28 protein-coding genes are annotated in these 24,178 nt (G+C 63.1%); 3 read left to right on the forward strand and 25 right to left on the reverse strand.

Going from position 1 to position 24,178, the window contains the following annotated elements; genetic code table 11:
* Positions 1-19 precede the first annotated feature (19 nt).
* On the reverse strand, positions 20-2,113 hold the full coding sequence (locus AC56LU_RS06455; RefSeq protein WP_497174785.1) for a cytochrome c biogenesis protein ResB: 2,094 nt from the start codon (positions 2,111-2,113) through the stop codon (positions 20-22).
* Positions 2,114-2,318: 205 nt separating this feature from the next.
* A complete protein-coding gene (locus AC56LU_RS06460; RefSeq protein WP_497174786.1) occupies positions 2,319-2,990 on the reverse strand; it encodes a c-type cytochrome in 672 nt (223 codons plus the stop codon).
* 136 nt (positions 2,991-3,126) lie between these two features.
* On the opposite strand from AC56LU_RS06460, the gene yihA reads away from it, so the two are divergent.
* A complete protein-coding gene (yihA, locus tag AC56LU_RS06465) occupies positions 3,127-3,849 on the forward strand; it encodes a ribosome biogenesis GTP-binding protein YihA/YsxC (RefSeq protein ID WP_497174787.1) in 723 nt (240 codons plus the stop codon).
* Between the two features lie 21 nt (positions 3,850-3,870).
* Positions 3,871-4,884 (forward strand): porphobilinogen synthase, encoded by a 1,014-nt coding sequence (gene hemB, locus AC56LU_RS06470; protein WP_497174788.1) that lies wholly within the window; start codon positions 3,871-3,873, stop codon positions 4,882-4,884.
* Positions 4,885-4,957: 73 nt separating this feature from the next.
* On the opposite strand, the gene AC56LU_RS06475 is transcribed toward hemB, so the two are convergent.
* The 5 genes from AC56LU_RS06475 to AC56LU_RS06495 form a co-directional block, all read right to left on the reverse strand.
* Complete coding sequence (locus tag AC56LU_RS06475; RefSeq protein ID WP_497174789.1) at positions 4,958-5,875, reverse strand: hypothetical protein; 918 nt, start codon at positions 5,873-5,875, stop codon at positions 4,958-4,960.
* A gap of 114 nt (positions 5,876-5,989) precedes the next feature.
* Positions 5,990-9,082 carry an efflux RND transporter permease subunit gene (locus AC56LU_RS06480; RefSeq protein ID WP_497174790.1) on the reverse strand — a complete coding sequence of 1,031 codons (3,093 nt, stop codon included), beginning with the start codon at positions 9,080-9,082 and terminating at the stop codon, positions 5,990-5,992.
* On the reverse strand, positions 9,079-10,275 hold the full coding sequence (locus tag AC56LU_RS06485; RefSeq protein WP_497174791.1) for an efflux RND transporter periplasmic adaptor subunit: 1,197 nt from the start codon (positions 10,273-10,275) through the stop codon (positions 9,079-9,081). The genes AC56LU_RS06480 and AC56LU_RS06485 overlap by 4 nt, the downstream gene beginning before the upstream one ends.
* Positions 10,276-10,404: 129 nt before the next feature.
* The gene (locus AC56LU_RS06490) at positions 10,405-11,766 is read right to left on the reverse strand and encodes an ATP-binding protein (protein ID WP_497174792.1); all 1,362 of its coding nucleotides are present in this window, start codon (positions 11,764-11,766) and stop codon (positions 10,405-10,407) included.
* Complete coding sequence (locus AC56LU_RS06495) at positions 11,763-12,491, reverse strand: response regulator (RefSeq protein ID WP_497174793.1); 729 nt, start codon at positions 12,489-12,491, stop codon at positions 11,763-11,765. The genes AC56LU_RS06490 and AC56LU_RS06495 overlap by 4 nt, the downstream gene beginning before the upstream one ends.
* A 204-nt stretch (positions 12,492-12,695) precedes the next feature.
* Between AC56LU_RS06495 and AC56LU_RS06500 the strand changes: the two genes are divergently transcribed.
* Positions 12,696-13,286 (forward strand): Spy/CpxP family protein refolding chaperone, encoded by a 591-nt coding sequence (locus AC56LU_RS06500; protein WP_497174794.1) that lies wholly within the window; start codon positions 12,696-12,698, stop codon positions 13,284-13,286.
* Between the two features lie 77 nt (positions 13,287-13,363).
* Here the strand turns inward: AC56LU_RS06500 and dsbD are convergent, their stop codons facing one another.
* The 18 genes from dsbD to rplX form a co-directional block, all read right to left on the reverse strand.
* On the reverse strand, positions 13,364-15,196 hold the full coding sequence (gene dsbD, locus AC56LU_RS06505; RefSeq protein WP_497174795.1) for a protein-disulfide reductase DsbD: 1,833 nt from the start codon (positions 15,194-15,196) through the stop codon (positions 13,364-13,366).
* A gap of 131 nt (positions 15,197-15,327) precedes the next feature.
* On the reverse strand, positions 15,328-15,723 hold the full coding sequence (gene rplQ, locus AC56LU_RS06510) for a 50S ribosomal protein L17 (RefSeq protein WP_159698303.1): 396 nt from the start codon (positions 15,721-15,723) through the stop codon (positions 15,328-15,330).
* Between the two features lie 121 nt (positions 15,724-15,844).
* A complete protein-coding gene (locus AC56LU_RS06515) occupies positions 15,845-16,822 on the reverse strand; it encodes a DNA-directed RNA polymerase subunit alpha (protein ID WP_005663401.1) in 978 nt (325 codons plus the stop codon).
* 233 nt (positions 16,823-17,055) lie between these two features.
* A complete protein-coding gene (gene rpsD / locus AC56LU_RS06520; protein WP_497174796.1) occupies positions 17,056-17,679 on the reverse strand; it encodes a 30S ribosomal protein S4 in 624 nt (207 codons plus the stop codon).
* 271 nt (positions 17,680-17,950) lie between these two features.
* Complete coding sequence (gene rpsK / locus AC56LU_RS06525) at positions 17,951-18,355, reverse strand: 30S ribosomal protein S11 (protein ID WP_005663404.1); 405 nt, start codon at positions 18,353-18,355, stop codon at positions 17,951-17,953.
* Between the two features lie 14 nt (positions 18,356-18,369).
* Positions 18,370-18,735: a 30S ribosomal protein S13 gene (rpsM, locus tag AC56LU_RS06530; protein WP_056337616.1), complete on the reverse strand. Its 366-nt coding sequence runs from the start codon at positions 18,733-18,735 to the stop codon at positions 18,370-18,372.
* Positions 18,736-18,747: 12 nt separating this feature from the next.
* Positions 18,748-18,861 carry a 50S ribosomal protein L36 gene (rpmJ, locus tag AC56LU_RS06535; RefSeq protein WP_005663407.1) on the reverse strand — a complete coding sequence of 38 codons (114 nt, stop codon included), beginning with the start codon at positions 18,859-18,861 and terminating at the stop codon, positions 18,748-18,750.
* Positions 18,862-18,897: 36 nt separating this feature from the next.
* Complete coding sequence (gene infA, locus AC56LU_RS06540; protein ID WP_005663428.1) at positions 18,898-19,116, reverse strand: translation initiation factor IF-1; 219 nt, start codon at positions 19,114-19,116, stop codon at positions 18,898-18,900.
* A 19-nt stretch (positions 19,117-19,135) separates the two neighbouring features.
* Positions 19,136-20,470 (reverse strand): preprotein translocase subunit SecY, encoded by a 1,335-nt coding sequence (gene secY, locus AC56LU_RS06545; protein WP_497174797.1) that lies wholly within the window; start codon positions 20,468-20,470, stop codon positions 19,136-19,138.
* Positions 20,471-20,498: 28 nt separating this feature from the next.
* Complete coding sequence (rplO, locus tag AC56LU_RS06550; protein ID WP_497174798.1) at positions 20,499-20,930, reverse strand: 50S ribosomal protein L15; 432 nt, start codon at positions 20,928-20,930, stop codon at positions 20,499-20,501.
* Between the two features lie 28 nt (positions 20,931-20,958).
* Positions 20,959-21,138 (reverse strand): 50S ribosomal protein L30, encoded by a 180-nt coding sequence (gene rpmD / locus AC56LU_RS06555; RefSeq protein ID WP_020655693.1) that lies wholly within the window; start codon positions 21,136-21,138, stop codon positions 20,959-20,961.
* Positions 21,139-21,149: 11 nt separating this feature from the next.
* On the reverse strand, positions 21,150-21,668 hold the full coding sequence (rpsE, locus tag AC56LU_RS06560) for a 30S ribosomal protein S5 (protein WP_036215360.1): 519 nt from the start codon (positions 21,666-21,668) through the stop codon (positions 21,150-21,152).
* A 12-nt stretch (positions 21,669-21,680) separates the two neighbouring features.
* A complete protein-coding gene (rplR, locus tag AC56LU_RS06565; protein WP_497174799.1) occupies positions 21,681-22,043 on the reverse strand; it encodes a 50S ribosomal protein L18 in 363 nt (120 codons plus the stop codon).
* A gap of 11 nt (positions 22,044-22,054) precedes the next feature.
* Positions 22,055-22,588 carry a 50S ribosomal protein L6 gene (rplF, locus tag AC56LU_RS06570; protein WP_497174800.1) on the reverse strand — a complete coding sequence of 178 codons (534 nt, stop codon included), beginning with the start codon at positions 22,586-22,588 and terminating at the stop codon, positions 22,055-22,057.
* A 9-nt stretch (positions 22,589-22,597) separates the two neighbouring features.
* A complete protein-coding gene (gene rpsH / locus AC56LU_RS06575; RefSeq protein WP_497174801.1) occupies positions 22,598-22,993 on the reverse strand; it encodes a 30S ribosomal protein S8 in 396 nt (131 codons plus the stop codon).
* 14 nt (positions 22,994-23,007) lie between these two features.
* Entirely contained in the window at positions 23,008-23,313 is a 306-nt protein-coding gene (rpsN, locus tag AC56LU_RS06580; RefSeq protein WP_497174802.1) for a 30S ribosomal protein S14, read from the reverse strand.
* A gap of 4 nt (positions 23,314-23,317) precedes the next feature.
* Entirely contained in the window at positions 23,318-23,857 is a 540-nt protein-coding gene (gene rplE / locus AC56LU_RS06585; protein WP_497174803.1) for a 50S ribosomal protein L5, read from the reverse strand.
* Between the two features lie 5 nt (positions 23,858-23,862).
* Positions 23,863-24,177 (reverse strand): 50S ribosomal protein L24, encoded by a 315-nt coding sequence (gene rplX / locus AC56LU_RS06590; protein ID WP_091877211.1) that lies wholly within the window; start codon positions 24,175-24,177, stop codon positions 23,863-23,865.
* Between the last annotated feature and the right edge of the window lies 1 nt (position 24,178).

A 24,178-nucleotide genomic window follows, 5' to 3' on the forward strand; every position in this document is an offset into this window, starting at 1 on the left:
GGTCTCCAATACCGCGGCATCAGGCCCGCTGCGGCAGTTTGTCTTTCAAATCGTCGAATTCGCGCTCGAAATCGAGCGTCTTGCGCTGGGTGCTCATGGCCATCAGCGCATGTGCGCCCTGTTCGGTATCACGGACCCACACCCAGATGCGCCGTTCACGAATATAAAACATTGCGAACACGCCGGCTACCAGCAATATGCAGCCGAGGTAGACGATGTTCTTGCCCGGCGAACGGGTCAACTGCAGCACCGACGCCTTCACCTCGACAAATTCGTCCAGCTGCAGGTAGACCGGGGCGCCGTAGAACACGCTGTCCGACAGCGCATTGGTGGCCAGCTGCAGGAAGCGGCCATTGGCTTCGGTCGCCTCGACCGGCGCCAGGCCGGCGCGTGCATTGGCGGCCTGCCACAGCTCCCACAGGGCGCCGTTGAGCATCTTCATGAAGATGGCGGCGGCCTTTTCCTGTTCCGCCGGCGGGATCTTCTCGAGGAATTGCGACACGCCGATGAAACCACCGCGGCCGCCCTCGCCCGAAAAGATCGCCAGGGTCCGGGCGGCGGATTCTTCCAGCTGGCTGCTCAAGCCGCCTTGCGCCCGCTGCTCCGGCGCCAGCGCGCGCGCCGCATAACGCCTGGCCGCTTCAACCCGCAGTTCGGGATCGGCCAGCGCGGCGCGCAGGCGCATCCAGCTGCGCACGCTGTACTCGGCGTCGGCCGGAATACGCAGGAAGCTGAAGTTCTCCGACGGGCTTGAACGCACGCCGGCCAGGTAGACCTGGGCGCCGTCGAGCGTCAGGGGCTGCATGTAGTTCATGAACTCGCGCGCCTGGCCGGTCTTGTCGCGCAGCTTGTACTGCACGCTGGGGCCCACGTTCTTCATGTCCTTCGCGTTATCGTTGCGGGCCGCCGAGCCCGAAGCCTTGCCGAGGGTCGACGTCAGCTGCTCGTTGAACGTGGTGTTCTTCGCCACCGCGCGCGCATCCTGGCTGGCGGCGATGTTCTCGACGTTGAACGGACGGAAGCCGGACCACTCCACCGACCAGGTCTCGTTCCCCTGCTTCAGTTCGGTGGCCGAGCCGACCGTGCCCTCGATCTGGAAGGCTTTGTCGGCGGTGCCGCTCATCGGGAAGCCGGTGAGCTTGAGCTTGCTGCCGCCGTCGTCGAAGCTCGACTGGTAGACGGCGATGCCCTTGTAGATCAGCGGATGGTTCACCTTGATCGTGGCCGGGAAGGTCTTGCCGGTGTCGGGGTCATGCACCACGACATCGCTGGCGAACAGCTTGGGCATGCCGGTCGAGTAGAAATCGATGTGGAATTTTTGCAGCTTGATCGAGAACGGCAGTTCCTGCACCAGCACGCCCGAGGCTTGCGGCAGCAAGGCGGTGTTCGAGGTCTGGCCTTCGGCGATCAGGGTGTTGCCGCGAAAGCTCGGGTTGTTCAGGCCGAGGCGGTGCTGGGCCGGAATGTCGGCGATCACGCCGCTGCCGCCGAACGGCGTCTTCCCGAGGAACCACTGCTGGAACTTGACCGGCAGTTCCGAGTCAAGCATGCCGCCCAGCAGGATCACGATGATGGACGTATGCGCGAAGATGTAGCCGAACTTGTTGCCGGCGCCCTTCTTGGCCGCCACCAGCATGCCACCCTCTTTCTCGACCAGCTTGACCGCGTAGCCGGCATGGCGCAGGCGTTCGGCGGTCTGGGTTGCAAGTTCGGTGCGGGCCAGCGGCGCGGTCCATTCGAGCTTGTGGTGGAAATTGCGCAGCGATTCTTCGCGCACTCCCTCGCGCCAGCTGCGCATGTCGCGCACCATCTTCGGTGCATTGCGCACCACGCACAGGCCGGTGGAGACGATCAGGAAGACCAGGATCAGCAGGAACCACCAGCTCGAGTACACGCTGTACAGGCCGACCTTGTTGAATACCTCGAACCAGAAGGGCCCAAACTGGTTGACGTAGTTCGGCATCGGCTCGTTCTGCTTGAGCACGGTGCCGATCACCGAGGCGATGGAGACGATGCTCAAGAGGCTGATGGCGAAGCGCATCGACGACACCAGCTCGACCGCTTCGGCGAACCCGCGGCGGCGGGTGTTCAGTTCAATTCCGGTGGTACTCATTTTTACGTCCCTACAGCCTCGTGAAGCTCAGCAAATCTGGCAGAGCATACCGCAGTTGTAGGGTGGGCGGGTCCCCCGCCCACGCGGTGATCGTTACAAGGGGAAACGTCGCGAATGTGCCGAGGGTGGTTGGACGCGTGGGCGTTCGTAATTTCGGGCATTGCCCGAAGTTACCCCGCCCACCCTACGAGAAACGCAGCGCCGGTTATTTCAGGCCCGCGATATAGTCCGACACCGCCTTCATTTCTTCCGGCGACATGCGCTGCGCGAGCGTGCTCATCTGCACACTGTTCTTGCGGGTGCCGTTCTTGAATGCGTCCAGCTGGGCGTAGGTGTAGTCCTGGTGCTGGCCCGACAGGCGCGGATACTGGACCGGGATGCCGTTGCCGGTGGCGCCGTGGCAGCTGGCGCAGGCGGCGACGCCCTTCTCGGCGATGCCGCCCCGGTAGATCTTGCGGCCCAGCTCGACGGTGTCCTTGTTCTTGGCGGCGCCCGGCTTGACTTTCTGGGTGGCGAGGTAGGCGGCGATGTGGCGCTTCTCGTCCTCGGTCAGCATCTTGGCGTAGGTCGTCATGACCGGGTTCTGGCGGTTCGGGGTGGTGAAGTCGACCAGCTGCTTGTGGGTGTAGGCTTCGAACTGGCCCGACAGCTTCGGGTTGGCGACGATGGTCGAGTTGCCGGCGGCGCCGTGGCAGGACATGCAGGCCGGCAGGCCGCGCGCGGCATCGCCCGCGTCGTACAGGGTTCCGCCCTTGGCCGGGTCGGCCTTGGCGACAGCGGCAGGTGCTGCAGGTGCGGCGGCTGCGGCGCTACCTGCGCCCAGGGCCAGGGATGCAACCAATAAGGACTTCAAAAGCGGAAACGTCAAACGATTCATTCAAGCACCCTGAAAAAGTCAAAAACAAATTTTGGATTTACAGTGGAACAGTGCAACGGCCTTACTGGTTCAACCCCTTATTGTACAATAGCTTTGTTTCCCCATCGCCATTTCGTTGTCATTCAAACCTTTCCCTATGTCCAAACTTTGGCAAGCCCGGTTCTTCACGACCGTTAATCAGCTGCGCGATCTCCCGGGCACCACCGTGCCGGAAATCGCCTTCGCCGGGCGCTCGAACGCGGGCAAATCCACGGCGATCAATATTCTGACGAACCAGAAGGGCCTGGCGTTCGCCTCCAAGACCCCTGGCCGCACGCAGCACATCAATTACTTCTCGATCGGCGGCGCCCATGTGGGCCAGCACCGCAAGGACCCGACCATCGTCGACGAGATCCGCGCCCTGCTGGTCGACCTGCCGGGCTACGGCTATGCCGAGGTGTCGGGCACGGCCAAGCTGCACTGGCAGAAGCTGCTGGGCGACTACGTCCAGCGCCGCGACCAGCTGGCCGCCCTGGTCCTCATCATGGATTCGCGCCGTCCGTTCACCGACCTCGACGTGCAGATGCTCGAATGGTTCGCCCCGACCGGCAAGCCGATCCACTGCATCCTGACCAAGGCGGACAAGCTCAACCAGAACGAGAAGGCCAACGTGCTGCGCCAGGCACGCCAGATCCTCGACAGCTATGTCGACGAAGACGGCGAAGGCTTCCCGTTCACGGTGCAGCTGTTCTCGGCGCTCAAGCGCATCGGCATCGAAGAGGCGGACGCCAAGATCCAGGAGCTGCTGGGGCTGGACGTCGAGGACGAAGTCGGCGAGGACGTGGCCGACTCCGCACCGGAAGCCGGCGACGCGCAATAATCCATTATCAGGGCAAAGCTCATGACCATCATCGTTCCCGCCACCTACCCCGCCGCCCGCATGCGCCGCATGCGCCGCGACCCGTTCTCGCGCGCCCTGATGCGCGAGAACGTGGTCACCAGCGCGGACCTGATCTACCCGGTCTTCATCCTCGACGGCGAGAACCAGCGCCAGCAGGTGGCCTCGATGCCGGGGGTGGAACGGGTGTCGGTCGACCTGCTGCTGAAGGTGGCCGAGGAAGCCGTGGCGCTGGGCATCCCGATGCTGGCGCTGTTCCCGGTGGTCGATGCCTCCCTGAAAACCTACGACGGTGTCGAGGCGACCAATCCGGAAGGCCTGGTGCCGCGCGCCGTGCGCGAACTGAAGAAGAACTTCCCGCAACTGGGCATCATGACCGACGTGGCGCTCGACCCTTACACGACCCACGGCCAGGACGGCCTGCCGGACGAGAACGGCTATATCGTCAACGACAAGACCATCGAGATGCTGATTCGCCAGTCGCTGGCGCAGGCGGAAGCCGGCGTCGACGTGGTGGCGCCGTCGGACATGATGGACGGCCGGATCGGCGCCATTCGCAATGCGCTCGAAGCGAACGGCCACATCCATACCCGCATCATGGCCTACTCGGCCAAGTATGCCTCCAGCTTCTACGGCCCCTTCCGCGACGCGGTCGGATCAAGCGCCAACCTGGGCAAGGCGGATAAAAACACCTACCAGATGGACCCGGCCAACAGCGACGAAGCCCTGCGCGAAGTGGCGCTCGACCTGGCCGAAGGCGCCGACATGGTGATGGTCAAGCCGGGCATGCCCTACCTGGACGTGGTGCGCCGGGTAAAAGACGAGTTCAAGGTGCCGACCTTCGCCTACCAGGTCAGCGGCGAGTACGCGATGCTGAAGGCGGCGGCGCAGAACGGCTGGCTCGATCACGACAAGGTCATGATGGAGTCGATGATGGCCTTCAAGCGGGCTGGTGCCGACGGCGTGCTGACCTATTTTGCGCTGGAGATTGGGCGCAAGCTGAAAGCGCTGGGCTGACTCACCTGTTGTACGTATGAAAAACGGTGCTTGAAGCACCGTTTTTTGTTTGCCCTGTTAAAGCCATGTGTCCTCAACGCCACTGCGGTGGCGGCTTATATTCCGGGAACATTTCCTTGAACAGGAAAGTCATGAGCTGGTCGGTATCCTGCGGCCGCGCGCTCAGCTTGACGATGCGCCCCAGGCGGTGCGAATCCCACTCGAAGTCGCCGGTCTTCTCGCGACGGATCAGCTCGATCATCTTCTTGACCACGGCGATCTCGATGTCCGGCTCGCTGCCCTGCTCCACCGTCACCTGCGTCAGCCAGCGGCGCTGGAAGTTCGGGTTCCAGCCGCGGAACTTCAGGTCCATGCTGTGGAAGGTCTTGTTCGATACCGAGAACACGCCGCCGGACTCGTTGCGGTCTTCGCGGCCACGGCCGTTGATGGCGGCGATGTTGGCCAGCGCATTGCGCATTCCCTTGGCCGATTCGCTCTCTTCGGCCGCCGGCTGCTCGCTGCCGCTGGCGGCGCCGCGCTGGCGGCGGCGTGCCTCGATGAAGGCCTGCATGTCGACCGGTTGTTCCTGGTCGAACTTTTGCTGCGGCTTGGTTTCCTTGACCGGCTCTTCCGGCGGGGTGGTGATGGTGTCCGGCAGGCGCGCGATCTCGATGCGTTCCTGGCGCGGCACCGGAACCGGTTTGCTCGGCTTCGGCACCGGCTTGGGTGCTTCCTCGCGCGGCGCCGCCTTGGGCTTCTGTTGCAGCGGCGCGACGTAGACCACCTGGCCCTCGTCGCCCGAGGCGGGTTTCGCCTGCTTCGCATCCTTGTCGTTGTCGGGCTGGAACAGCCAGACCAGCACCAGCAGCAGGTGCAGCAGGATGGTGCCGACCAGCGCCGGCCGGTTCAGTCCCTCGCGGCCATACGTAGGCGCGGCACGTCCCGGCAACGGCTGGCCGCAGTGCGCGCACACGTCGCTGTGCTCGTCGTAGATGTGGGAGTGGTCACGCAAGGTCGAACGGATTCCTGGGTCGGCGTCTATCAATACTGCACGAGAGCCGCAGTCTAACCCTTTTACGGGAGCGGCGCACCGTCGGGAAACTTAAACGGTCCGCCGCCTGACGGCTCAGTGTGCTGCCTCGAGCTTGGCCAGTTGCCGGTCGGTCATCGGGCCGGTGCCGCTGTACTTGTCGAGGTACAGGTAGATCACCGGGGTAATGTACAGGGTGATCACCTGCGAGAAGATCAGGCCGCCCACCACCGCCAGGCCGAGCGGCTGGCGCAGTTCGGCGCCGGCGCCGATACCCAGCGCGATCGGCAGCGCGCCCATCATCGCCGCCAGCGTGGTCATCAGGATCGGGCGGAAGCGCAGGATACAGGCCTCGCGGATCGCGTCTTGCGGGCTCATGCCCTGGGTACGCTGGGCGTCGAGCGCGAAGTCGATCATCATGATCGCGTTCTTCTTCACGATACCGATCAGCATCAGGATGCCGATCATCGCGATCAGGGTCAGGTCCATGTCGAAGATCCACAGCGTCAGCAGCGCCCCCACCGCCGCCGACGGCAGGCCGGCCAGGATAGTGAGCGGGTGGATATAGCTCTCGTACAACACGCCCAGCAGCACGTAGATCACGCCGATCGCGGCGATGATCAGGATGAGCTGGCTCGACTGGGTGTCCTTGAACACCGCCGCGTCGCCGCCGTAGTTGGTGATGATCGAGGCCGGCAGCTTCATCTCGGTGCCCATCTGTTCGATCGCGGCGGTGGCGTCGCCTAGCGGCACGCCGGGCGCCAGGTTGAAGGACAGGGTGATTGCCTGCAGCTGGCCCTGGTGGTTCACCGCCAGCGGGCCGACCGTACGCCGCACGGTGGCAAAGCTCGACAGCTTGACCAGGTCGCCGTTCTTGCTGCGCACCGAGACCCGCGAAAGCGCTTCGTCGTAGTAGCGGTCGACGGCCGCCGCTTCCAGGATCACGTAGTAGCTGGCCGCGGTCGAGTAGATGGTCGAGACCTGGCGCTCGCCGAACGAGGCATACAGCACGGTGCGGATGTCGGCCATCTCGACGCCCAGCAGCGCGGCCTTGTCGCGGTCGATGTCGATGGTGGCCTGCAGCGCCTTGTTCTGCGAGTCGCTGGTGACGTCGCGGAAGCGCTGGTCGGCGCGCATGCGCTCGAGGAACTGGTCGGCCCAACCGCCGATCTCGCCGCCCGACACGCTCTGCAGCGTGTACTGGTAGCGGCTCTTGCTCGGGCGGCCGCCCAGCTGCAGGTTCTGCACCGGCGACAGGAACACCTGCACGCCGGCAACACTGCGCGTCGCCTTGCGCAGCTCGTCCACCACCTGCGCCATCGGCGGGCGCTCGCTGCGGGGTTTGAGCACCAGGAACATGCGGCCGGTGTTGCCGCCGCCGCTGAAGGACGTGGTGTCCTGCACATATGGGTTGGCGCGCACGATGTCGACCACCTTCGATTGCAGCTCCATCAGCTTCAGGGACGAGGTGTCTTCCGCGGCTTCGACCGTCACGCGGAGCTGGCCGATGTCTTCTTCTGGGAAGAAACCCTTCGGCATGGTTGTGTACAGCACGGCGGTCAGCACCACGGTGCCAAGCGCCAGCATCAGGACCAGGAAGCGGTGGCGCAGCGCGATGTCCAGGGTGCGGGCGTAGCCGTCGCGCACGTTGGTGAACATCGCTTCGAACCGGCGGCCGACCCAGGACATTTCTTTCGCATCGACGTGGCCGCCGTGCTTGATCAGGCGCGAGCACATCATCGGCACCAGGGTCAGCGAGACCACGGCCGACACCAGCACCGCCAGGCCGACGATCACGGCGAATTCGCGGAACAGCAGGCCGATCACGCCCGGCATGAAGAAGATCGGGATGAACACCGCCACCAGCGAAATCGAGATCGAGATGATGGTGAAGCCCATCTCGCGCGAACCGACCAGCGCGGCCTGCATCGGCTTCTTGCCCATTTCCATGTGGCGCACGATGTTTTCCAGCACCACGATGGCGTCGTCGACCACCAGGCCGACCGCCAGCGTGATACCGAGCAGCGAGATGTTGTCGAGGCTGTAGCCAAAGGCATACAGCAGCGACAGCGCACCCAGCAGCGAGATCGGCACGGTGACGGCCGGGATCAGGGTAGCGGTCAGGCGGTGCAGGAACAGGAAGATCACCAGGATGACCAGGATCACGGTGCCGGCCAGGGTCAGGTTGACGTCGTGGATCGCCTCGCGGATCGAGGTCGAGCGATCATTGACCAGGTGCAGCGTGATCGACTTCGGCAGTTGATCTTCAAAGCGCGGCATCAGATCGCGCACTGCGTCGACCACCTCCACCGTATTGGCGTCCGGCTGGCGCTGGACCATCAGCGAAATCGAGCGTTCACCGTTCAGGCTGCCGACCGCCTTGACCGACTGGTAGCTGTCCTCGACCTGGGCGATGTCGCGCAGGCGCACCGGCAGGCCGTCGCGGGTGGCGACGATCAGGCCGGCGAAGTCGGCGGCGCGCATCAGCTGGCCGCCGCCCTGGATGGTCAGGGTCTGGGTCGGGCCGTCCAGGATGCCGAGCGGGGTGATCGAATTGGCCGAGCGCAGGGCCGTGGCCAGCTCCGACATCGAGATGTTGCGCGCGTTCATCAGGTCATGCTGGGCACGCACCCGCACCGCGAAGCGCTTGCCGCCGTTGACCGTCACCTGGGCGATGCCCGGCAGGGTCGAGATTGCCGGCGAAACCAGGTTCTCCGCGTAATCATTCAGCTCGGCCATGTCCATCGATGGCGAGGTCATGTGCATGAACAGGATCGGGGAGTCGGCCGGATTGATCTTGCGGTACGACGGCATCTCCGTCATTTCTTGCGGCAGGCGACGCTGCGCCAGGAGAAGTGCCGCCTGGACATCGATGGCGGCCTGGTTGACGTCGATCGATTCGTCGAACTCCAGGGTGATGTTGGTGTCGCCCTGGGTGTTGGTCGAGCTGATCATCTTGATGCCGGGGATGGTCGCGAACTGCTTTTCCAGCGGCAACGCAACCGACGACGCCATGGTTTCCGGACTGGCGCCCGGCAGGTCGGCCCGGACGTTGATGACCGGCGTGTCATAGCTCGGCAATGCCGCGACCGGGATGTGCATGTAGGCCAGGACACCGACCAGCACCAGGCTGATCGACATCAGGACCACCATCACCGGGCGGCGGATACACAGTTCGGACAGGTTCATGCCTTGTCATCCTTCTTCGCGACAACCGTCGCCGCCGGATCGCCGGACCGCGGGCCCTGCGCCTTGGCGCCGGCCAGACGGATCTTGCCACCCGGGCGCAGGTTCTGCTTGCCTTCGGTGATGACCTTCTCGGTGCCTGCCAGGCCGGTCACGGCAGCATACTCGCCGAAGCCGTGCAGGCGCGCCACCTTGACCTGGCGCGCTTCATTGCCCTCGCCCACCACGTAGACGAAGGTGCCCTGGGTGCCGGTGATGATCGCATTCTGCGGGATCACGACGGCGTCGCGGATGGTCTGCACCGTGACCTTGGTGGTCACGTACTGGCCCGGCCACAGGCTTGACTGGGAGTTGGCGAACTGGGCTTTCACGCGGATGGTGCCGGCGGCCGGGTCGACGGCGTTGTCGACGAACTTCAGCTCGCCGGTGACCGGCTTGCCTTCCGCGCCGGCGACAGCTTGCACTTCCACCTTGCCGGCGCGCTGGGCGGCCAGTACCGAGGCGAGCGCCGATTCCGGCAGGTTGAAGGAGACGTCGATCGGATCGAGCTGGGTGATGGTGGTCAGCGAGGTGGCCGGCTGCACCAGCGCGCCCGGGTGGATGTCGATGGCGCCCACGCGGCCCGACATCGGCGCGCGGATGGTGGTGTAGCTGGCGCTGACCTGGCTGGCGCGCGTGGCCGCAACATTGCTCTGTACCAGGGCCTTGGCCGCATCGACCTGGCTCTTGAGGGAGTCGACGGCGCTCTGGGACAGGAAATTCTGCGAAGCCAGTTCCTGGCTACGCTTGTACTGGCGCTCGAGGTCGGCCAGGGTCGCGCGGTTCTGCGCCACCTGGGCTTCGGCGCGGGCGACATTGGCGCGGTCGGCGCGGTCGTCCAGCGAGAACATGACCTGGCCTTCCTTGACGAACTGGCCTTCGCGGATGTGCACCTGGCGGATGGTGGCGGTGGTCTGGGGGCGCAGGTCGACGGTGCGCACCGGGGTGACGGTGCCGTTCGCGGAAAGTTCCACGCCGACGTCCTGGCGCTGCGGCGCCACCGCGTTCACCGTGGTCGGCGGCATGCCGCCGCCGGCGCCCGGGCCCTTGCCCTGGCCGTTTTCAGCGTGGGCGCCATCGCCCTTGTTCATGTACCAGGCGCCGGCCACGGCCAGCGCCACGACACCTGCGATCCATCCCGCGTTCTTCTTTTTCATGTTCGTCCCTTGCCGCCAGGTCCTGCGGCTCTTTCTCTTGTGTTGTCCGGTCCGCGCCACCAGCGCAGACAAGGCGGCGCTGCATTCTCGCACGGCCGTGTTTCAGGATGATGTCTTCGCTATGATCGATTACTTGTTCGGGTAGTACTCCGGGAGCACGAGCGTCACTTCCAGGCCGCCTTCCGGGTGGTTGGCCAGCGCAATGCTGCCGCCATGCTGTTCGGCGATGTTGCGGGCGATGGTAAGGCCCAGGCCGGTGCCACCCGACTCGCGCGAGCGCGAAGTCTCGACCCGGTAGAACGGGTCGAACACCCGCGCCAGCTCGCTCGCGGGAATGCCGGGGCCGCTGTCGCGGATGCGTATCCGCGCCGCGCCGTTGATGCGCTCGACGCAGACGCGCGCATCGCGGCCGTACTTCACCGCGTTGTCGATCAGGTTGCCGAGGCAGCGGCGCAGGTCGAGCGGCCGGCCCAGCAACGCAATGCCGGCCTGCCCCTTCAGTTTCACTTGCTGGCCGGCATCGACGGCGTCGGCGCATACGGCCTCGAGCAGCGAATCGAGGTCCAGCGCCGTCATGTTTTCGGTCGTGTCCATGCTGCGCGCCAGCACCAGGCCTTCGCGCACCATGGCCTGCATGGCCGACAGGTCGCCGATCAGGCGCTCCTGCAGCTCTGCGTCCGACACCTTCTCCAGGCGCAGGCGCATGCGGGTCAGCGGCGTCTGCAGGTCGTGCGTGATCGCCGCCAGCATCTGGGTACGCTGGAAGATGTACTGGCGGATCCGTGCCTGCATCGCATTGAACGCGGCGCTGGCCTGCCGGATCTCGCTGGCGCCGGTCAGTTCGAGCGGCGCGCGGTTGATGTCGTGGCCCAGGTCCTGGGCGGCCCGCGCCAGCACTTTCAGCGGGCGGGTGGTCATGCGCGCCACCACGTAAGCGAGCGCGGCGATGCTGAGCAGGAACAGGCCGATGGTGGTGCGGTAATCGGTTTCGGGGCCGGTAAAGGCGGTTCGCGGCGGCAGTACCGACAGGCGCAGTTCCTCGCCGTCGCGCAGGCGCACGTTGAGCATCTCGCAGGCGCCGCGCCACTGTACGCTCGCCAGGCCGTACAGCACCGGCAGCTGGTGCGGCATGTCGCACGACGCCGGGCGGCTGGCCGCCGAGCTGATGCCGTAGCCGTCGCCCAGGCGCGCCGCCAGCGAGCGCGCAAAGCCGGTCGGCGCGCCGGCCAGCGGCTGGAGGGCGCCGACTTCCAGCCGCAGGCCCGGACGGTTGGCCACCGACAGGTAGACCGAGCGCGCCGAGGTCGGCACGATTTCGGTCGCCATCACCAGTTGTTCGGCCCGCTCGAGCAGGTGCTGGTCGCGCTGTTGCTGAATGACGCGCTGGCGTTCGAGGTCGGCCGCCAGCTGGGTCAGCGTGGCGGAGATCAGGGTACCGAGCAGCAGCGTGATGAACACGCGCCCGGTCATCGAGCCGAAGAAGGCTTTCACGCCGGCGGCTCCACCGTGACCTGGCCGGCCAGCACGTAGCCGCCGTTGCGCACCGTCTTGATGATCTGGGGCATGCGCGCATCCTCGCCCAGCTTCTGGCGCAGGCGGCTAATCTGGATGTCGATCGAGCGGTCGAACGGATCGGCGTCGCGGCCCTGGGTCAGGTTGAGCAGCTGGTCGCGGTTCAGCACGCGGTTCGGGTGTTCCAGGAACACGCGCAGCAGGCGGAATTCTGCGCCCGACAACATGATCACCACGCCCTGCGGGTTGACCAGGTGGCGCGCGGTCAGGTCCAGGGTCCAGCCGGAGAAGCGCATCTGCTGCACGTTCTCGGACGGGACGTTGGATGGCATCGCGTGCGAACGCCGGAGTACACTGCGGATGCGGGCCAGCAGTTCGCGCGGCTCGAAGGGTTTCGGCAGGTAGTCGTCGGCGCCCATCTCGAGGCCGAGGATGCGGTCGAGCGGCTCGTTGCGGGCGGTCAGCATGATGACCGGCAGGCTCGAGGTGGCGCGCAGCTTGCGGCACAGGGTCAGGCCGTCGTCGCCGGGCATGTTCAGGTCGAGCACGATCAGGTCGGGACGCGCGTCGTCGAGCGCCTTCCACATGCCGGTGCCGTCGGCGGCCGAAATCGTCCGGTAGCCGTTCGATTCCAGGTAGTCGGCGAGCAGGGTGCGGATGTCGCGGTCGTCGTCGACGATCAAAATCGTAGAGGGATTGTCCATAAACTCAATTATCCGCATTCAAGGCCAGCATGGACACCGTTTTTGTATCGGCTTGTATATGCTCTCAGGCGCGAAACATATTGATACAAAGTATCGGACAGGGGAAATCCCTCGGTTACACTTGTCCACCATGATGGGAACCGTGCAGCGAGCAGTCCGGATGCAAAGTGCACACCAAACTGACTCTCACCAAAGGAATACACAATGAACACCGTCCGCAAAAACGTCGTGAAGAATATTGTGACTGCGCTCGCCGCATTCGGTATCGCCGGCGCCTCGCTCGGCGTGCAGGCCCAGACGGGCGCTCCTGCCGAAGGCCGCCACGGCCACGCCATGAGCAAGGAAGAGCGCCAGGCCAAGCGCGCCGAGTTCCAGGCCCTGAGCCCGGAGCAGCGTCAGGCGAAAATGGCCGAGTTCCGTACCAAGCGCGCCGAAATGCGCGCCGAACGCCGCGCCGCCCGCCAGGCCAGGCTGGCCGACTCGCTGAAGCTGACCCCGGCGCAGCAGCCGGTGTGGCAGGCCTTCGTCGCCAGCATGACCCCGCCGCAAAAGGGCGAAGGTGCCGGCCAGCGCCTGAGCAAGGAACAGCGCGCCGCCCTCACCGCGCCGCAGCGCCTGGAACGCCGCATCGCCATGCAAAAAGCACGCACCGCGCGCATGGAAGCCCGCCTGTCGGCCCTGAACAGCCTGTACGCGGCCCTCACGCCGGAACAGCGCAAGGTGTTCGACGAGCAGAAGCAGGGTCGCCGCGGTGGCCGTCACCATGGCGGTCACGGCAAGATGATGCGCGGCTGATCATCTGCCTCGATGAAAAAAACGCCCGGAAGGGCGTTTTTTGTAGGGTGGTCGGCTCTGCCGACCACGCGTTCAACTCAAGGCAGCTTCGCCAGCGAATTCAAGAACTTCCCCGAATCCTGGTAGCCGATCACCCGGCTGTCCTCGATTTCCTTCCCATCCGCCCCGAACAGGATGATCCCCGGCGGCCCGAACAGTTTAAAGCGCTTGAGCATCGCCTTGTCCTCCGCATCGTTGGCGGTCACGTCCACCTGCAGCAGGATGGTGTTCGCCAGCTTCGCCTGTACTGCCGGATCGATGAAGGTCAGCTTCTCCATCTCCTTGCACGACACGCACCAGTCGGCATAAAAATCCAGCATCACGGTCTTGCCGCCGGCGTTTGCCAGTTCGCGGTCGAGGTCGCCCACGGTCTTGATGCGCTTGAACACCAGGCCCTGGTGCACCCCACCCGTCAGGTGCGCCAGCGGCGCCAGCGCATCGCGTCCGCCCGTAGCGGCCCCCACCAGCTGCACCGCGCCCAGGACGGCGAATGCGGCGCCGCCCGCCATTGCAGCCCAGTGGCGGTGGCGGCGCAGCAGGTAGAAGCCATAGCCGAACAGCAGCGCCGCCCAGCCCAGCATCTGCACCACGGGTGGCAGCACCGGCGACACCAGCCACAGGGCCATGGCCAGCATCAGCACACCGAACAGGCGCTTGACCGACTCCATCCAGGCGCCGGCGCGCGGCAGCAGCGAGCCGGCCGAGACGCCCACCAGCAGCAGCGGAATGCTCATGCCGACCGCCATCGCGAACAACGCGGCGCCGCCAATGAACACGTCGCGGGTCTGGCTGATGTAGACCAGGGCGCCCGCCAGCGGCGCGGCCACGCAAGGGCCGACGATCAGCGCCGAGATCGCGCCCATCGCGAACACCCCGAGCAGCTTGCCGCCGGACTGGCGGCTTGACGCGCCCGCGAGCCTGCTCTGCAGCGCGCTCGGCAGCTGCAATTCATAAAAGCCGAACATCGACATCGCCATCGCCACGATCAGCAGCGCAAACGCGCCCAGTACCCAAGGGTTCTGCAGCGCCGCGGCCAGGCCCTCCCCGGCCAGGCCGGCGGCTACGCCGAGTGCCGTGTACACGATCGCCATACCAAGCGAATAGGTCGCGGATAGGATGAAGCCGCGCGAGCGACGCACCTGCCCGCCCTCGCCGACGATGATCGAAGACAGGATCGGCACCATCGGCAGCACGCAGGGCGTGAAAGCCAGGCCCAGGCCAAGCAGGACGAAAGCGGGGACGATCGCGAGCAGGCGGCCGCCTTCGAGGAGGCCGGCAATGCCGGCCATCTCGGACGGTTGCGCAGCTGCAGCGGTTACCGGCGCCTGCACCGGCGTCGTCGGAGCCATATCCACTGCCGGAGGGGTCGACATCGCGGCTGCGCTGGCGCCGATCGGAAGCGCAGGCGCCGCAGCGCCGCTGCCTGCAGCGAGCTGCGCGCTGTGTTCCTGCGGCGGGTAGCACAGGCCGGCATCGGCGCAGCCCTGGCTTTGCGCCGTCAAGGTGAACGGTCCGCTGCCCTCGACCGGAATACGGATGACGAGTTCTCCCTTGTAGGTTTCGACATCCTTCTGGAAGGTCTCGTCGTACTTCACCTTCCCCGGCGGGATCTGCGGTGCACCGAGCTTGACGCCGTTCGCGCGGAAGGCGAAGCGCTCGCGGTACATGTAGTAGTCGTCGGCGATCCGGTAGCGCACCTCGGCCGTTTGCGCGTCGAGCATGCGCGCCTCGAAGCGGAAGGCGATCGCCGGGTCGAGGAACTCCTCGGCGGCGCGCACGCTGCCGGCGCCGGTCATCAGGATGGAGAACAGGGCCAGGGGAGCAAGGAGGACAAGCAGAAGCCGGGCAAAGCGGTGGAGCGAAGCGAACATGGTGTCGGAATAGGTTGTTTCAGCGCACCGGCATGGTACACCGGGCGGTCGCGGCCTGCTTGGGTCAAGATTTCACAGGCGAAAAAAAACCAGGCACGGGGCCTGGTTTCTTCGATCGTCGCGGAAAGCGATTACTCAGCGGTCGGTGCTTCATCAGCCGAGGTGACTTCCGGACGGTCCAGCAGTTCGACGTACGCCATTGGCGCGTTGTCGCCCACGCGGAAACCCATTTTCAGGATGCGCAGGTAGCCGCCGTTACGGTTGGCGTAACGTGGGCCGAGTTCAGCGAACAGCTTCTGCACCATTTCGCGGTCGCGCAGGCGAGCGAATGCCAGACGCTTGTTGGCCAGGGTGTCGGTCTTGCCCAGGGTCAGGATCGGTTCGATGACGCGACGCAGTTCCTTGGCTTTCGGGACGGTGGTCTTGATGGCTTCATGACGCAGCAGGGAGACGGTCATGTTGCGCAGCATTGCCAGGCGGTGGGACGAGGTACGGTTCAGCTTACGGAGGCCGTGACGGTGACGCATGGTACTTCCTTTCGAGTGTTTACATTCCAGTTCTTCGATCGTTCATGCCGGAGCATGACCGCGGACCGGTTTTAGTGGTTGAAAACTGCCCGGACAACATTGTCCGGGCAGGTGCTACGAATTACTTCTCCAGACCTGCCGGCGGCCAGTTCTCGAGCTTCATGCCGAGAGTGAGACCGCGGGAAGCCAGGACTTCCTTGATTTCGTTGAGCGACTTGCGGCCCAGGTTCGGCGTCTTGAGCAGTTCGTTTTCCGAACGCTGGATCAGGTCGCCGATGTAGTAGATGTTTTCTGCTTTCAGGCAGTTTGCCGAACGGACCGTCAGTTCCAGGTCGTCGACCGGACGCAGCAGGATCGGATCGACCAGCGGAGCGCGCGACGGTGCTTCGGCGGCGGCTTCGGTGCCTTCCAGGGCGGCGAACACGTTCAGCTGGTCCACCAGGACGCGGGCCGACTGGCGGATCGCTTCTTCCGGGGTGATGACGCCGTTGGTCTCGATGTTGATGATCAGCTTGTCCAGGTCGGTACGCTGTTCGACACGGGCCGATTCAACAGCGTAGGACACGCGGCGCACTGGCGAGAACGATGCGTCCAGGATGATGCGGCCGATGGTCTTGTTGGTGTCTTCCGACAGGCGGCGCACGTTGCCAGGAACGTAGCCACGGCCCTTCTCGACCTTGATCTGCATGTCCAGCTTGCCGCCGGCGGTCAGGTGAGCGATCACGTGATCCGGGTTGATCAGTTCGACGTCATGCGGCAGGTCGATGTCCGATGCCAGGACGGCGCCTTCGCCTTCCTTCTTCAGGGTCAGGGTGACGGAGTCACGGTTGTGGACCTTGAAGACCACGCCCTTCAGGTTCAGCAGCAGGTCGACGACGTCTTCCTGCACGCCATCCAGCGACGAGTATTCGTGCACGACACCGGCGATCGTCACTTCGGTCGGCGCGTAGCCGACCATCGACGACAGCAGCACGCGGCGCAGCGCGTTGCCCAGGGTGTGACCATAGCCACGCTCGAACGGCTCCATCACGACTTTGGCGTGACCGGCACCGAGCGCTTCGACATCGATGATACGTGGCTTCAACAGACTGTTTTGCATGAAATGTCCTTTTCAATACCCTCGGCTCGTTACACCGATAAGGCTGATGGCATTAATAGAAAGCGCCTGCTCGGTGAGCAGGCGGTGATACGAATTTGGATGCGATGGAGGGACAGGAACCGATGATCCGCTGCGGCGCCAAGCCTGGCTTGCTGCGCCCGCACTGCCCCGCCATCACCCCCGCACGAGCGGGGTTTGCGACGAGGGGACGGCATGCCGTCCCCGGTCGTCGATTAACGCGAGTACAGTTCGACGATCAGCGCTTCGTTGACGTCAGCAGCGATCTCGTTACGCTCAGGGAACGAACGGAAGGTGCCTTCCATCTTCTTGCTGTCGACCGACACCCAGGCCGGCATGCCGACTTGTTCAGCCAGCGACAGGGCTTCCTGGATACGCACTTGCTTCTTGGCCTTTTCGCGCACGGCGATGACGTCGCCGGTCTTGACCTGGTACGAAGCGATGTTCACGACGTTGCCGTTGACGGTGAAGGCCTTGTGGCTCACCAGCTGGCGTGCTTCGGCGCGGGTCGAGCCGAAGCCCATGCGGTAAGCGACGTTGTCGAGACGGGCTTCCAGCAGCTTCAGCAGGGTTTCGCCGGTATTGCCCTTCTTGCGCGATGCTTCAGCGAAGTAGCGGCGGAACTGGCGCTCGAGCACGCCGTACATGCGCTTGACCTTCTGCTTTTCACGCAGCTGGTTACCATAGTCCGAGGTGCGGGCACCCGACTTGACGCCGTGCTGGCCTGGCTTGATGTCCAGTTTGCACTTCGAATCGAGCGAGCGGCGTGCGCTCTTCAGGAACAGGTCAGTGCCTTCACGGCGCGACAGTTTTGCTTTTGGTCCGATATAACGTGCCACGTTAGAGTCCTTTTATGAATGAATCACGCCCCAGAGGCATCGCAAGCGATGCGGCAGGCGCTAGTCCACCGCTGCATTACGATGGACGTGGCTTAAAAAATCGCCGGCCGTACGAACGGCAGACGACAAGAGCCGGGCAGTATAACCCATTTCGGGCTGCTGCACCGGCCAATCTCGTAATACACAACGGGGCGCAAGGCCCCGTTGTTGGCTTTTCGCGACGCAAAGCGGTTCGAAAAAACCGCCCTACCCCGGCGTTAGCGGAGTCGTATTAGATACGACGACGCTTCGGCGGACGGCAGCCGTTGTGCGGAACTGGAGTGACGTCCTGGATCTCGGTGATCTTGATGCCCAGGTTGTTCAGTGCACGCACAGCCGATTCACGGCCTGGGCCTGGGCCCTTGATGCGCACTTCCAGGTTCTTCACGCCCGATTCCTGAGCGACTTTGCCTGCGGCTTCGGCAGCAACCTGCGCTGCGAACGGGGTCGATTTGCGCGAACCCTTGAAGCCGGCGCCGCCGGAGGTTGCCCACGACAGGGCGTTGCCCTGGCGGTCGGTGATCGTGATGATCGTGTTGTTGAAGGAAGCGTGGACGTGGGCGATGCCCTCGGCGACGTTCTTCTTGACTTTCTTGCGCACGCGGGCTGCTGCTGCGCTGCTCTGTTGCTTGGCCATGGTCGGTTCCTAGATTATTTCTTCAGCGATTGTGCGGCCTTGCGCGGGCCCTTGCGGGTACGTGCATTGGTACGGGTACGCTGGCCGCGCACTGGCAGGCCCTTACGGTGACGCATGCCGCGGTAGCAGCCCAGGTCCATCAGACGCTTGATGTTCATGGACAGTTCACGGCGCAGGTCGCCTTCCACGACAAACTTCGCGACTTCGTCACGCAGCTTCTCGAGTTCGTTGTCGTCCAGGTCCTTGACCTTCTTGTTGGTCGCGATACCGGTTGCGTCGCAGATCTTCTGCGAACGTGGACGGCCAACACCGTAGATCGCCGTCAGGCCGATAACAGTGTGCTGATGATTTGGGATGTTAACCCCTGCAATACGTGCCATTCGTTATTCCTCTTAACCTTGACGCTGCTTGTGACGCGGCTCGACGCAGATCACACGGACCACGCCCTTGCGCTTGATGATCTTGCAGTTGCGGCAGATCCGCTTGACTGAAGCGTTAACTTTCATTTTGCACTCTCTTCGGTTCGTTTACTTTAATGATTTTTACTTGGTGCGGAACACAATGCGAGCCCGGGACAGGTCGTACGGAGTCAACTCCACCGTCACCTTGTCACCCGGGAGAATGCGGATGTAATTCATGCGCATTTTACCCGAGATGTGCCCCAGAACCACGTGCCCGTTTTCCAGCTTCACGCGAAATGTTGCGTTTGGGAGATTCTCGAGAATCTCCCCTTGCATTTGGATGACGTCGTCTTTTGCCATTCGCTCTATGCCTTCCCGCTTAACGCGACGGAATACCGCCCTTGAAGTTCGCCTTGCGCAGCAAAGAATCGTACTGCTGCGACATGACGTAATTCTGCACTTGTGCCATGAAGTCCATCGTCACGACGACGACGATCAGGAGTGATGTGCCACCAAAGTAGAAAGGAACTTTCCACTGTGAGGTCATGAACTCCGGCACCAAGCACACCAGGGTGATGTAGACCGCACCGGCCAGGGTCAGGCGCATCAGGATCTTGTCGATGTAGCGTGCAGTCTGCTCGCCCGGACGGATGCCCGGAACGAAAGCGCCGCTCTTCTTCAAGTTGTCCGCCGTTTCCTTGCTGTTGAATACCAGCGCCGTGTAGAAGAAGCAGAAGAAGATGATCGCCACCGCATACAGCAACGCGTGGATCGGCTCACCGGTGGTCATCGAGGCGGCCAGGTCTTTCAGGAACCCGATGAACGGGCCGCTGGAGTCCTTGCCCCGCGTGTACCAGTCGACGATCGTCGCCGGGAACAGGATGATCGACGAGGCGAAGATCGGCGGGATCACGCCGGCCATGTTCAGCTTCAAGGGCAGGTGGCTGGTTTGGCCACCGTAGATCTTGTTGCCGACCTGGCGTTTGGCGTAATTGACCAGAATCTTGCGCTGCCCGCGTTCCACGAACACGACGGCATACGTCACCGCCGCCACCAATACGACGATGATGATCGCTGCGATACTGCTGATCGAACCGTTCGAGACCAGGGTGAACAGGCCACCCAGGGCCGACGGCAGACCTGCTGCGATACCGGCAAAAATGATGATCGAAATACCGTTGCCAATGCCGCGCTCGGTAATCTGCTCGCCCAGCCACATAAGGAACATGGTGCCGGTCAGGAGCGTCGTCACCGTGACGAAGCGGAAGCCCATGCCCGGATCGAGCACGAGGCCAGGCTGCGCTTCGAGCGCAACCGCGATACCGAACGCCTGGAACAGCGCCAGTGCCACCGTGAAGTAACGGGTGTACTGGGTGATCTTGCGGCGGCCGGCTTCGCCCTCTTTCTTCAGCGCCTCGAGTTGCGGCGAGACGATCGATGCAAGCTGCATGATGATCGAAGCCGAAATGTAAGGCATGATGCCGAGGGCGAACACGGTAAAGCGGGACAGGGCGCCACCCGAGAACATGTTGAACATGCCCAGGATGCCGCCTTCGTTCTGCTTGAACAGCGCTGCCAGCTGCACCGGGTCAATCCCGGGGACCGGGATATGAGCACCGATGCGGTACACGACCAATGCGCCAAGCAAAAACCACAGCCGACCCCAGGGGAAGCCGGAAGCGGCACTTTTACCAAGTTGTGAATTAGTCGCCAATTTTTGCTCCGATCAGGCAGGGCCGCAATTAAGCGACCGAACCGCCCGCTGCTTCGATCGCGGCGCGTGCGCCGGCAGTTGCCTTCAGGCCCTTGAGGTTCACCGCTTTGGTGATCTCGCCCGACAGGATGACGCGCACATCGCGTGCCACCACCGGCAGGACGCCTGCTGCCTTGAGCACCAGGATGTCGATATCGCCGACAGCCAGGTTGTTCAGGTCCGACAGGCGCACTTCCGCCTTGAAGGTTGCGTTCAGCGACTTGAAGCCACGCTTCGGCAGACGACGCTGCAGAGGCATCTGACCGCCTTCGAAGCCGACTTTGTGGAAGCCGCCCGAACGCGATTTCTGACCCTTGTGACCACGGCCGGCAGTCTTGCCCAGGCCGGAGCCGATACCGCGACCGACGCGGCGCTTGTAGTGCTTGGCGCCGTCAGCTGGTTGAATGGTATTGAGTTCCATTGATTTCTCCGTACGTAAGCCCGAAGGCTTACGAGACTACTTTAACGAGGTACGCGACTTTGTTGATCATGCCACGCACGGATGGGGTGTCCTGCAGCTCGGAGACCGAGTTGACACGACGCAGGCCCAGACCGCGGACGGTAGCACGGTGATCCTGACGGGTACCGATCAAGCCCTTGACGAGCTGAACTTTGACAGTGTTTGCCATGTGTGTTTCCCTTAACCCAGGATGTCTTCAACCGACTTGCCGCGCTTGGCAGCGATATCGGAAGCAGTGCTCATTTTCGACAGGCCGTCGAGGGTAGCGCGAACCAGGTTGTACGGGTTCGACGAACCGGTCGACTTGGCGACCACGTCGGTCACGCCCATCACCTCGAAGATAGCGCGCATTGCGCCACCAGCGATCACGCCGGTACCCGGCTTGGCCGGCATCATCATGACGCGCGAGGCGCCGTGACGACCGGAAACGGTGTGGTGCAGCGTACCGTTCTTGAGGGGCACCTTGATCAGGTTGCGGCGGGCTTCTTCCATCGCTTTTTGCACGCCGACTGGAACTTCCTTCGACTTGCCTTTACCCATGCCGATGCGGCCATCGCCGTCACCAACCACGGTCAGCGCTGCAAAACCCATGATACGACCACCCTTGACCACTTTGGTCACGCGGTTGATCGCGATCATTTTTTCGCGCATGCCATCATCCGGCTTGTCGCTTTGCATTTTCGCTTGCATTTTTGCCATGACGATTCTTCCTTAGAACTTCAGACCGGCTTCACGCGCGGCTTCCGCCAGCGCCTTCACACGGCCGTGGTAACGGAAACCCGAGCGATCGAACGCGACTTCGGTGATTCCTGCTTTCAGTGCTTTTTCAGCGACGCGCTTGCCAACCAGGGCAGCTGCTGCAGCGTTGCCGCCGCCACCAGTTTTGCCGGCCAGTTCAGCGCGCACTTCTGCTTCCAGCGTCGAAGCCGACGCCAGCACCTTTGCGTCCGGGCTGATCAGGTTCGCATAGATGTGCAGGTTGGTGCGGTGAACCGACAGACGGTTCACGCCCAACTGGGCAATCTTGATGCGGGTTTGACGTCCGCGACGCAGACGCGATTGTTTCTTGTCCATGTCAGCTCCGATTATTTCTTCTTGGTTTCTTTAAGCTTCACCACTTCGTCCGAATAACGGACACCCTTGCCCTTGTAAGGCTCAGGCGAGCGGTAAGCGCGCACTTCTGCAGCCGTCTGGCCGACTTTCTGGCGATCGATACCCTTGATCACGATTTCGGTCGGGGTCGGGGTGGTTGCAGTGACGCCTTCCGGCATCGCGTGCAGCACCGGGTGCGAGAAGCCCAGGGACAGGTTCAGCGCGTTGCCCTGCACTGCTGCCTTGTAGCCCACGCCCACCAGGTTCAGCTTGCGCTCGAAACCTTTGGTGACGCCGGTAACCATGTTGTTGACCAGGGCGCGCAGGGTACCCGACATGGCGTTCGATTCACGGGAATCGTCCACCACGTCGAAGGTCAGCGTGCCGTTGTTGTTTTCCACTTTGACCAGGCCGTTCAGGGACTGGGTCAGGGTGCCGAGCGGGCCCTTGACGGTGATCGACGACGCGTTGATCGCGACATCGGTACCTGCCGGGACGGCGATTGGCATCTTAGCTACTCGAGACATGTCTACTCCTTAAGCCACGTAGCACAGCACTTCGCCACCGACGCCGGTAGCACGTGCTTTACGGTCGGTCATCACGCCTTGCGGGGTCGAGACGATCGCCACGCCCAGGCCGTTCATGACCGACGGGATTTCGCTCTTGCCCTTGTAGACGCGCAGGCCAGGACGGGACACGCGCTCGATGCGCTCGATGACCGGACGGCCGGTGTAATACTTCAAACCGATTTTCAGTTCAGCCTTGCCACCTTCGGTGGTCACGGCGAAATCTTCGATGTAACCCTCGTCCTTCAGGACGTTGGCGATCGCAACTTTGACTTTCGACGACGGCATTGCGACCGTGGTTTTCTGGACAGTTTGTGCGTTGCGAATGCGGGTCAGCATATCGGCGATAGGATCGCTCATACTCATTGCTTATTCTCCTATTACCAGCTAGCTTTGGTCATACCCGGGATTTCGCCTTTCATGGCGAATTCGCGGACTTTGGTACGGGCCAGACCGAATTTACGGAAGGTGCCACGTGGACGGCCGGTGATGGCGCAGCGGTTACGCTGGCGAGTCGGCGCCGAGTTACGCGGCAGTGCCTGCAGCTTCAGGCGCGCTTCGTAACGTTCTTCTTCCGACTTCGACTGGTCGTCGATGATTGCTTTCAGAGCGGCACGCTTCGGGGCGAATTTCGCCACCAGGTCTGCACGCTTCTGTTCGCGGTTAATCAGTGCAAGTTTTGCCATGCTCTTAGTTCCTGAACGGGAATTTGAAGGCGGCGAGCAGCGCTTTGGCTTCTTCGTCGGTCTTAGCGGTGGTGGTGATCGAGATGTTCATGCCACGCAGCGCATCGATCTTGTCGTAGTCGATTTCAGGGAAGATGATCTGTTCCTTGACACCGATGTTGTAGTTGCCACGACCATCGAACGATTTGCCATTCACACCGCGGAAGTCACGCACGCGCGGCAGGGCCACGGTGATGAAGCGGTCCAGGAATTCGTACATGCGGTTGCCGCGCAGGGTCACCATCGCACCGATCGGGTAGCCTTCGCGGATCTTGAAACCTGCGATTGCCTTGCGAGCTTTGGTCACGACCGGCTTCTGGCCGGCGATCTTGGTCAGGTCGCCAGTTGCGTGCTCGATGATCTTCTTGTCGGCGACTGCTTCCGACAGACCCATGTTCAGGGTGATCTTGGTCAGGCGCGGGACTTCCATGATCGACTTGTAACCGAATTTCTCGGTCAGTTCGGCGACGACTTTTTCTTTGTAAATTGCTTGGAGACGGGTCATTTATCTTACCCCTTCACTACTTCGCCGCTCGACTTGAAGACGCGGACTTTTTTGCCGTCCTGGTCTTTGAAGCCAACGCGATCTGCCTTGCCGGTCGCAGCATTGAACAGCGCGACGTTCGACACGTGAATCGGCATAGTCTTGTCGACGATACCACCAGTAACACCGGTCATCGGGTTCGGCTTGGTCGCTTTCTTAGCGACGTTGACGCCTTCAACGATGACGTGTTCAGCGTCTACACGCTTCTGAACGACGCCACGCTTGCCCTTGTCCTTACCGGCCAGAACGATGACTTCGTCGTTTTTACGAATTTTATCCATG

This window comes from Telluria sp. PB2R4, assembly GCF_059685695.1.

Excerpts from the sequence above, each read along its gene's own strand:
- AC56LU_RS06455 (WP_497174785.1), bottom strand. The coding sequence starts at position 2,113 with ATGAGTACCACCGGAATTGAACTGAACACCCGCCGCCGCGGGTTCGCC.
- AC56LU_RS06460 (WP_497174786.1), bottom strand. The coding sequence starts at position 2,990 with ATGAATCGTTTGACGTTTCCGCTTTTGAAGTCCTTATTGGTTGCATCC.
- yihA (WP_497174787.1), top strand. The coding sequence starts at position 3,127 with ATGTCCAAACTTTGGCAAGCCCGGTTCTTCACGACCGTTAATCAGCTG.
- hemB (WP_497174788.1), top strand. The coding sequence starts at position 3,871 with ATGACCATCATCGTTCCCGCCACCTACCCCGCCGCCCGCATGCGCCGC.
- AC56LU_RS06480 (WP_497174790.1), bottom strand. The coding sequence starts at position 9,082 with ATGAACCTGTCCGAACTGTGTATCCGCCGCCCGGTGATGGTGGTCCTG.
- AC56LU_RS06485 (WP_497174791.1), bottom strand. The coding sequence starts at position 10,275 with ATGAAAAAGAAGAACGCGGGATGGATCGCAGGTGTCGTGGCGCTGGCC.
- AC56LU_RS06495 (WP_497174793.1), bottom strand. The coding sequence starts at position 12,491 with ATGGACAATCCCTCTACGATTTTGATCGTCGACGACGACCGCGACATC.
- AC56LU_RS06500 (WP_497174794.1), top strand. The coding sequence starts at position 12,696 with ATGAACACCGTCCGCAAAAACGTCGTGAAGAATATTGTGACTGCGCTC.
- dsbD (WP_497174795.1), bottom strand. The coding sequence starts at position 15,196 with ATGTTCGCTTCGCTCCACCGCTTTGCCCGGCTTCTGCTTGTCCTCCTT.
- rplQ (WP_159698303.1), bottom strand. The coding sequence starts at position 15,723 with ATGCGTCACCGTCACGGCCTCCGTAAGCTGAACCGTACCTCGTCCCAC.
- AC56LU_RS06515 (WP_005663401.1), bottom strand. The coding sequence starts at position 16,822 with ATGCAAAACAGTCTGTTGAAGCCACGTATCATCGATGTCGAAGCGCTC.
- rpsK (WP_005663404.1), bottom strand. The coding sequence starts at position 18,355 with ATGGCCAAGCAACAGAGCAGCGCAGCAGCAGCCCGCGTGCGCAAGAAA.
- rpsM (WP_056337616.1), bottom strand. The coding sequence starts at position 18,735 with ATGGCACGTATTGCAGGGGTTAACATCCCAAATCATCAGCACACTGTT.
- rpmJ (WP_005663407.1), bottom strand. The coding sequence starts at position 18,861 with ATGAAAGTTAACGCTTCAGTCAAGCGGATCTGCCGCAACTGCAAGATC.
- infA (WP_005663428.1), bottom strand. The coding sequence starts at position 19,116 with ATGGCAAAAGACGACGTCATCCAAATGCAAGGGGAGATTCTCGAGAAT.
- rplO (WP_497174798.1), bottom strand. The coding sequence starts at position 20,930 with ATGGAACTCAATACCATTCAACCAGCTGACGGCGCCAAGCACTACAAG.
- rpmD (WP_020655693.1), bottom strand. The coding sequence starts at position 21,138 with ATGGCAAACACTGTCAAAGTTCAGCTCGTCAAGGGCTTGATCGGTACC.
- rpsE (WP_036215360.1), bottom strand. The coding sequence starts at position 21,668 with ATGGCAAAAATGCAAGCGAAAATGCAAAGCGACAAGCCGGATGATGGC.
- rplR (WP_497174799.1), bottom strand. The coding sequence starts at position 22,043 with ATGGACAAGAAACAATCGCGTCTGCGTCGCGGACGTCAAACCCGCATC.
- rplF (WP_497174800.1), bottom strand. The coding sequence starts at position 22,588 with ATGTCTCGAGTAGCTAAGATGCCAATCGCCGTCCCGGCAGGTACCGAT.
- rpsH (WP_497174801.1), bottom strand. The coding sequence starts at position 22,993 with ATGAGTATGAGCGATCCTATCGCCGATATGCTGACCCGCATTCGCAAC.
- rpsN (WP_497174802.1), bottom strand. The coding sequence starts at position 23,313 with ATGGCAAAACTTGCACTGATTAACCGCGAACAGAAGCGTGCAGACCTG.
- rplE (WP_497174803.1), bottom strand. The coding sequence starts at position 23,857 with ATGACCCGTCTCCAAGCAATTTACAAAGAAAAAGTCGTCGCCGAACTG.
- rplX (WP_091877211.1), bottom strand. The coding sequence starts at position 24,177 with ATGGATAAAATTCGTAAAAACGACGAAGTCATCGTTCTGGCCGGTAAG.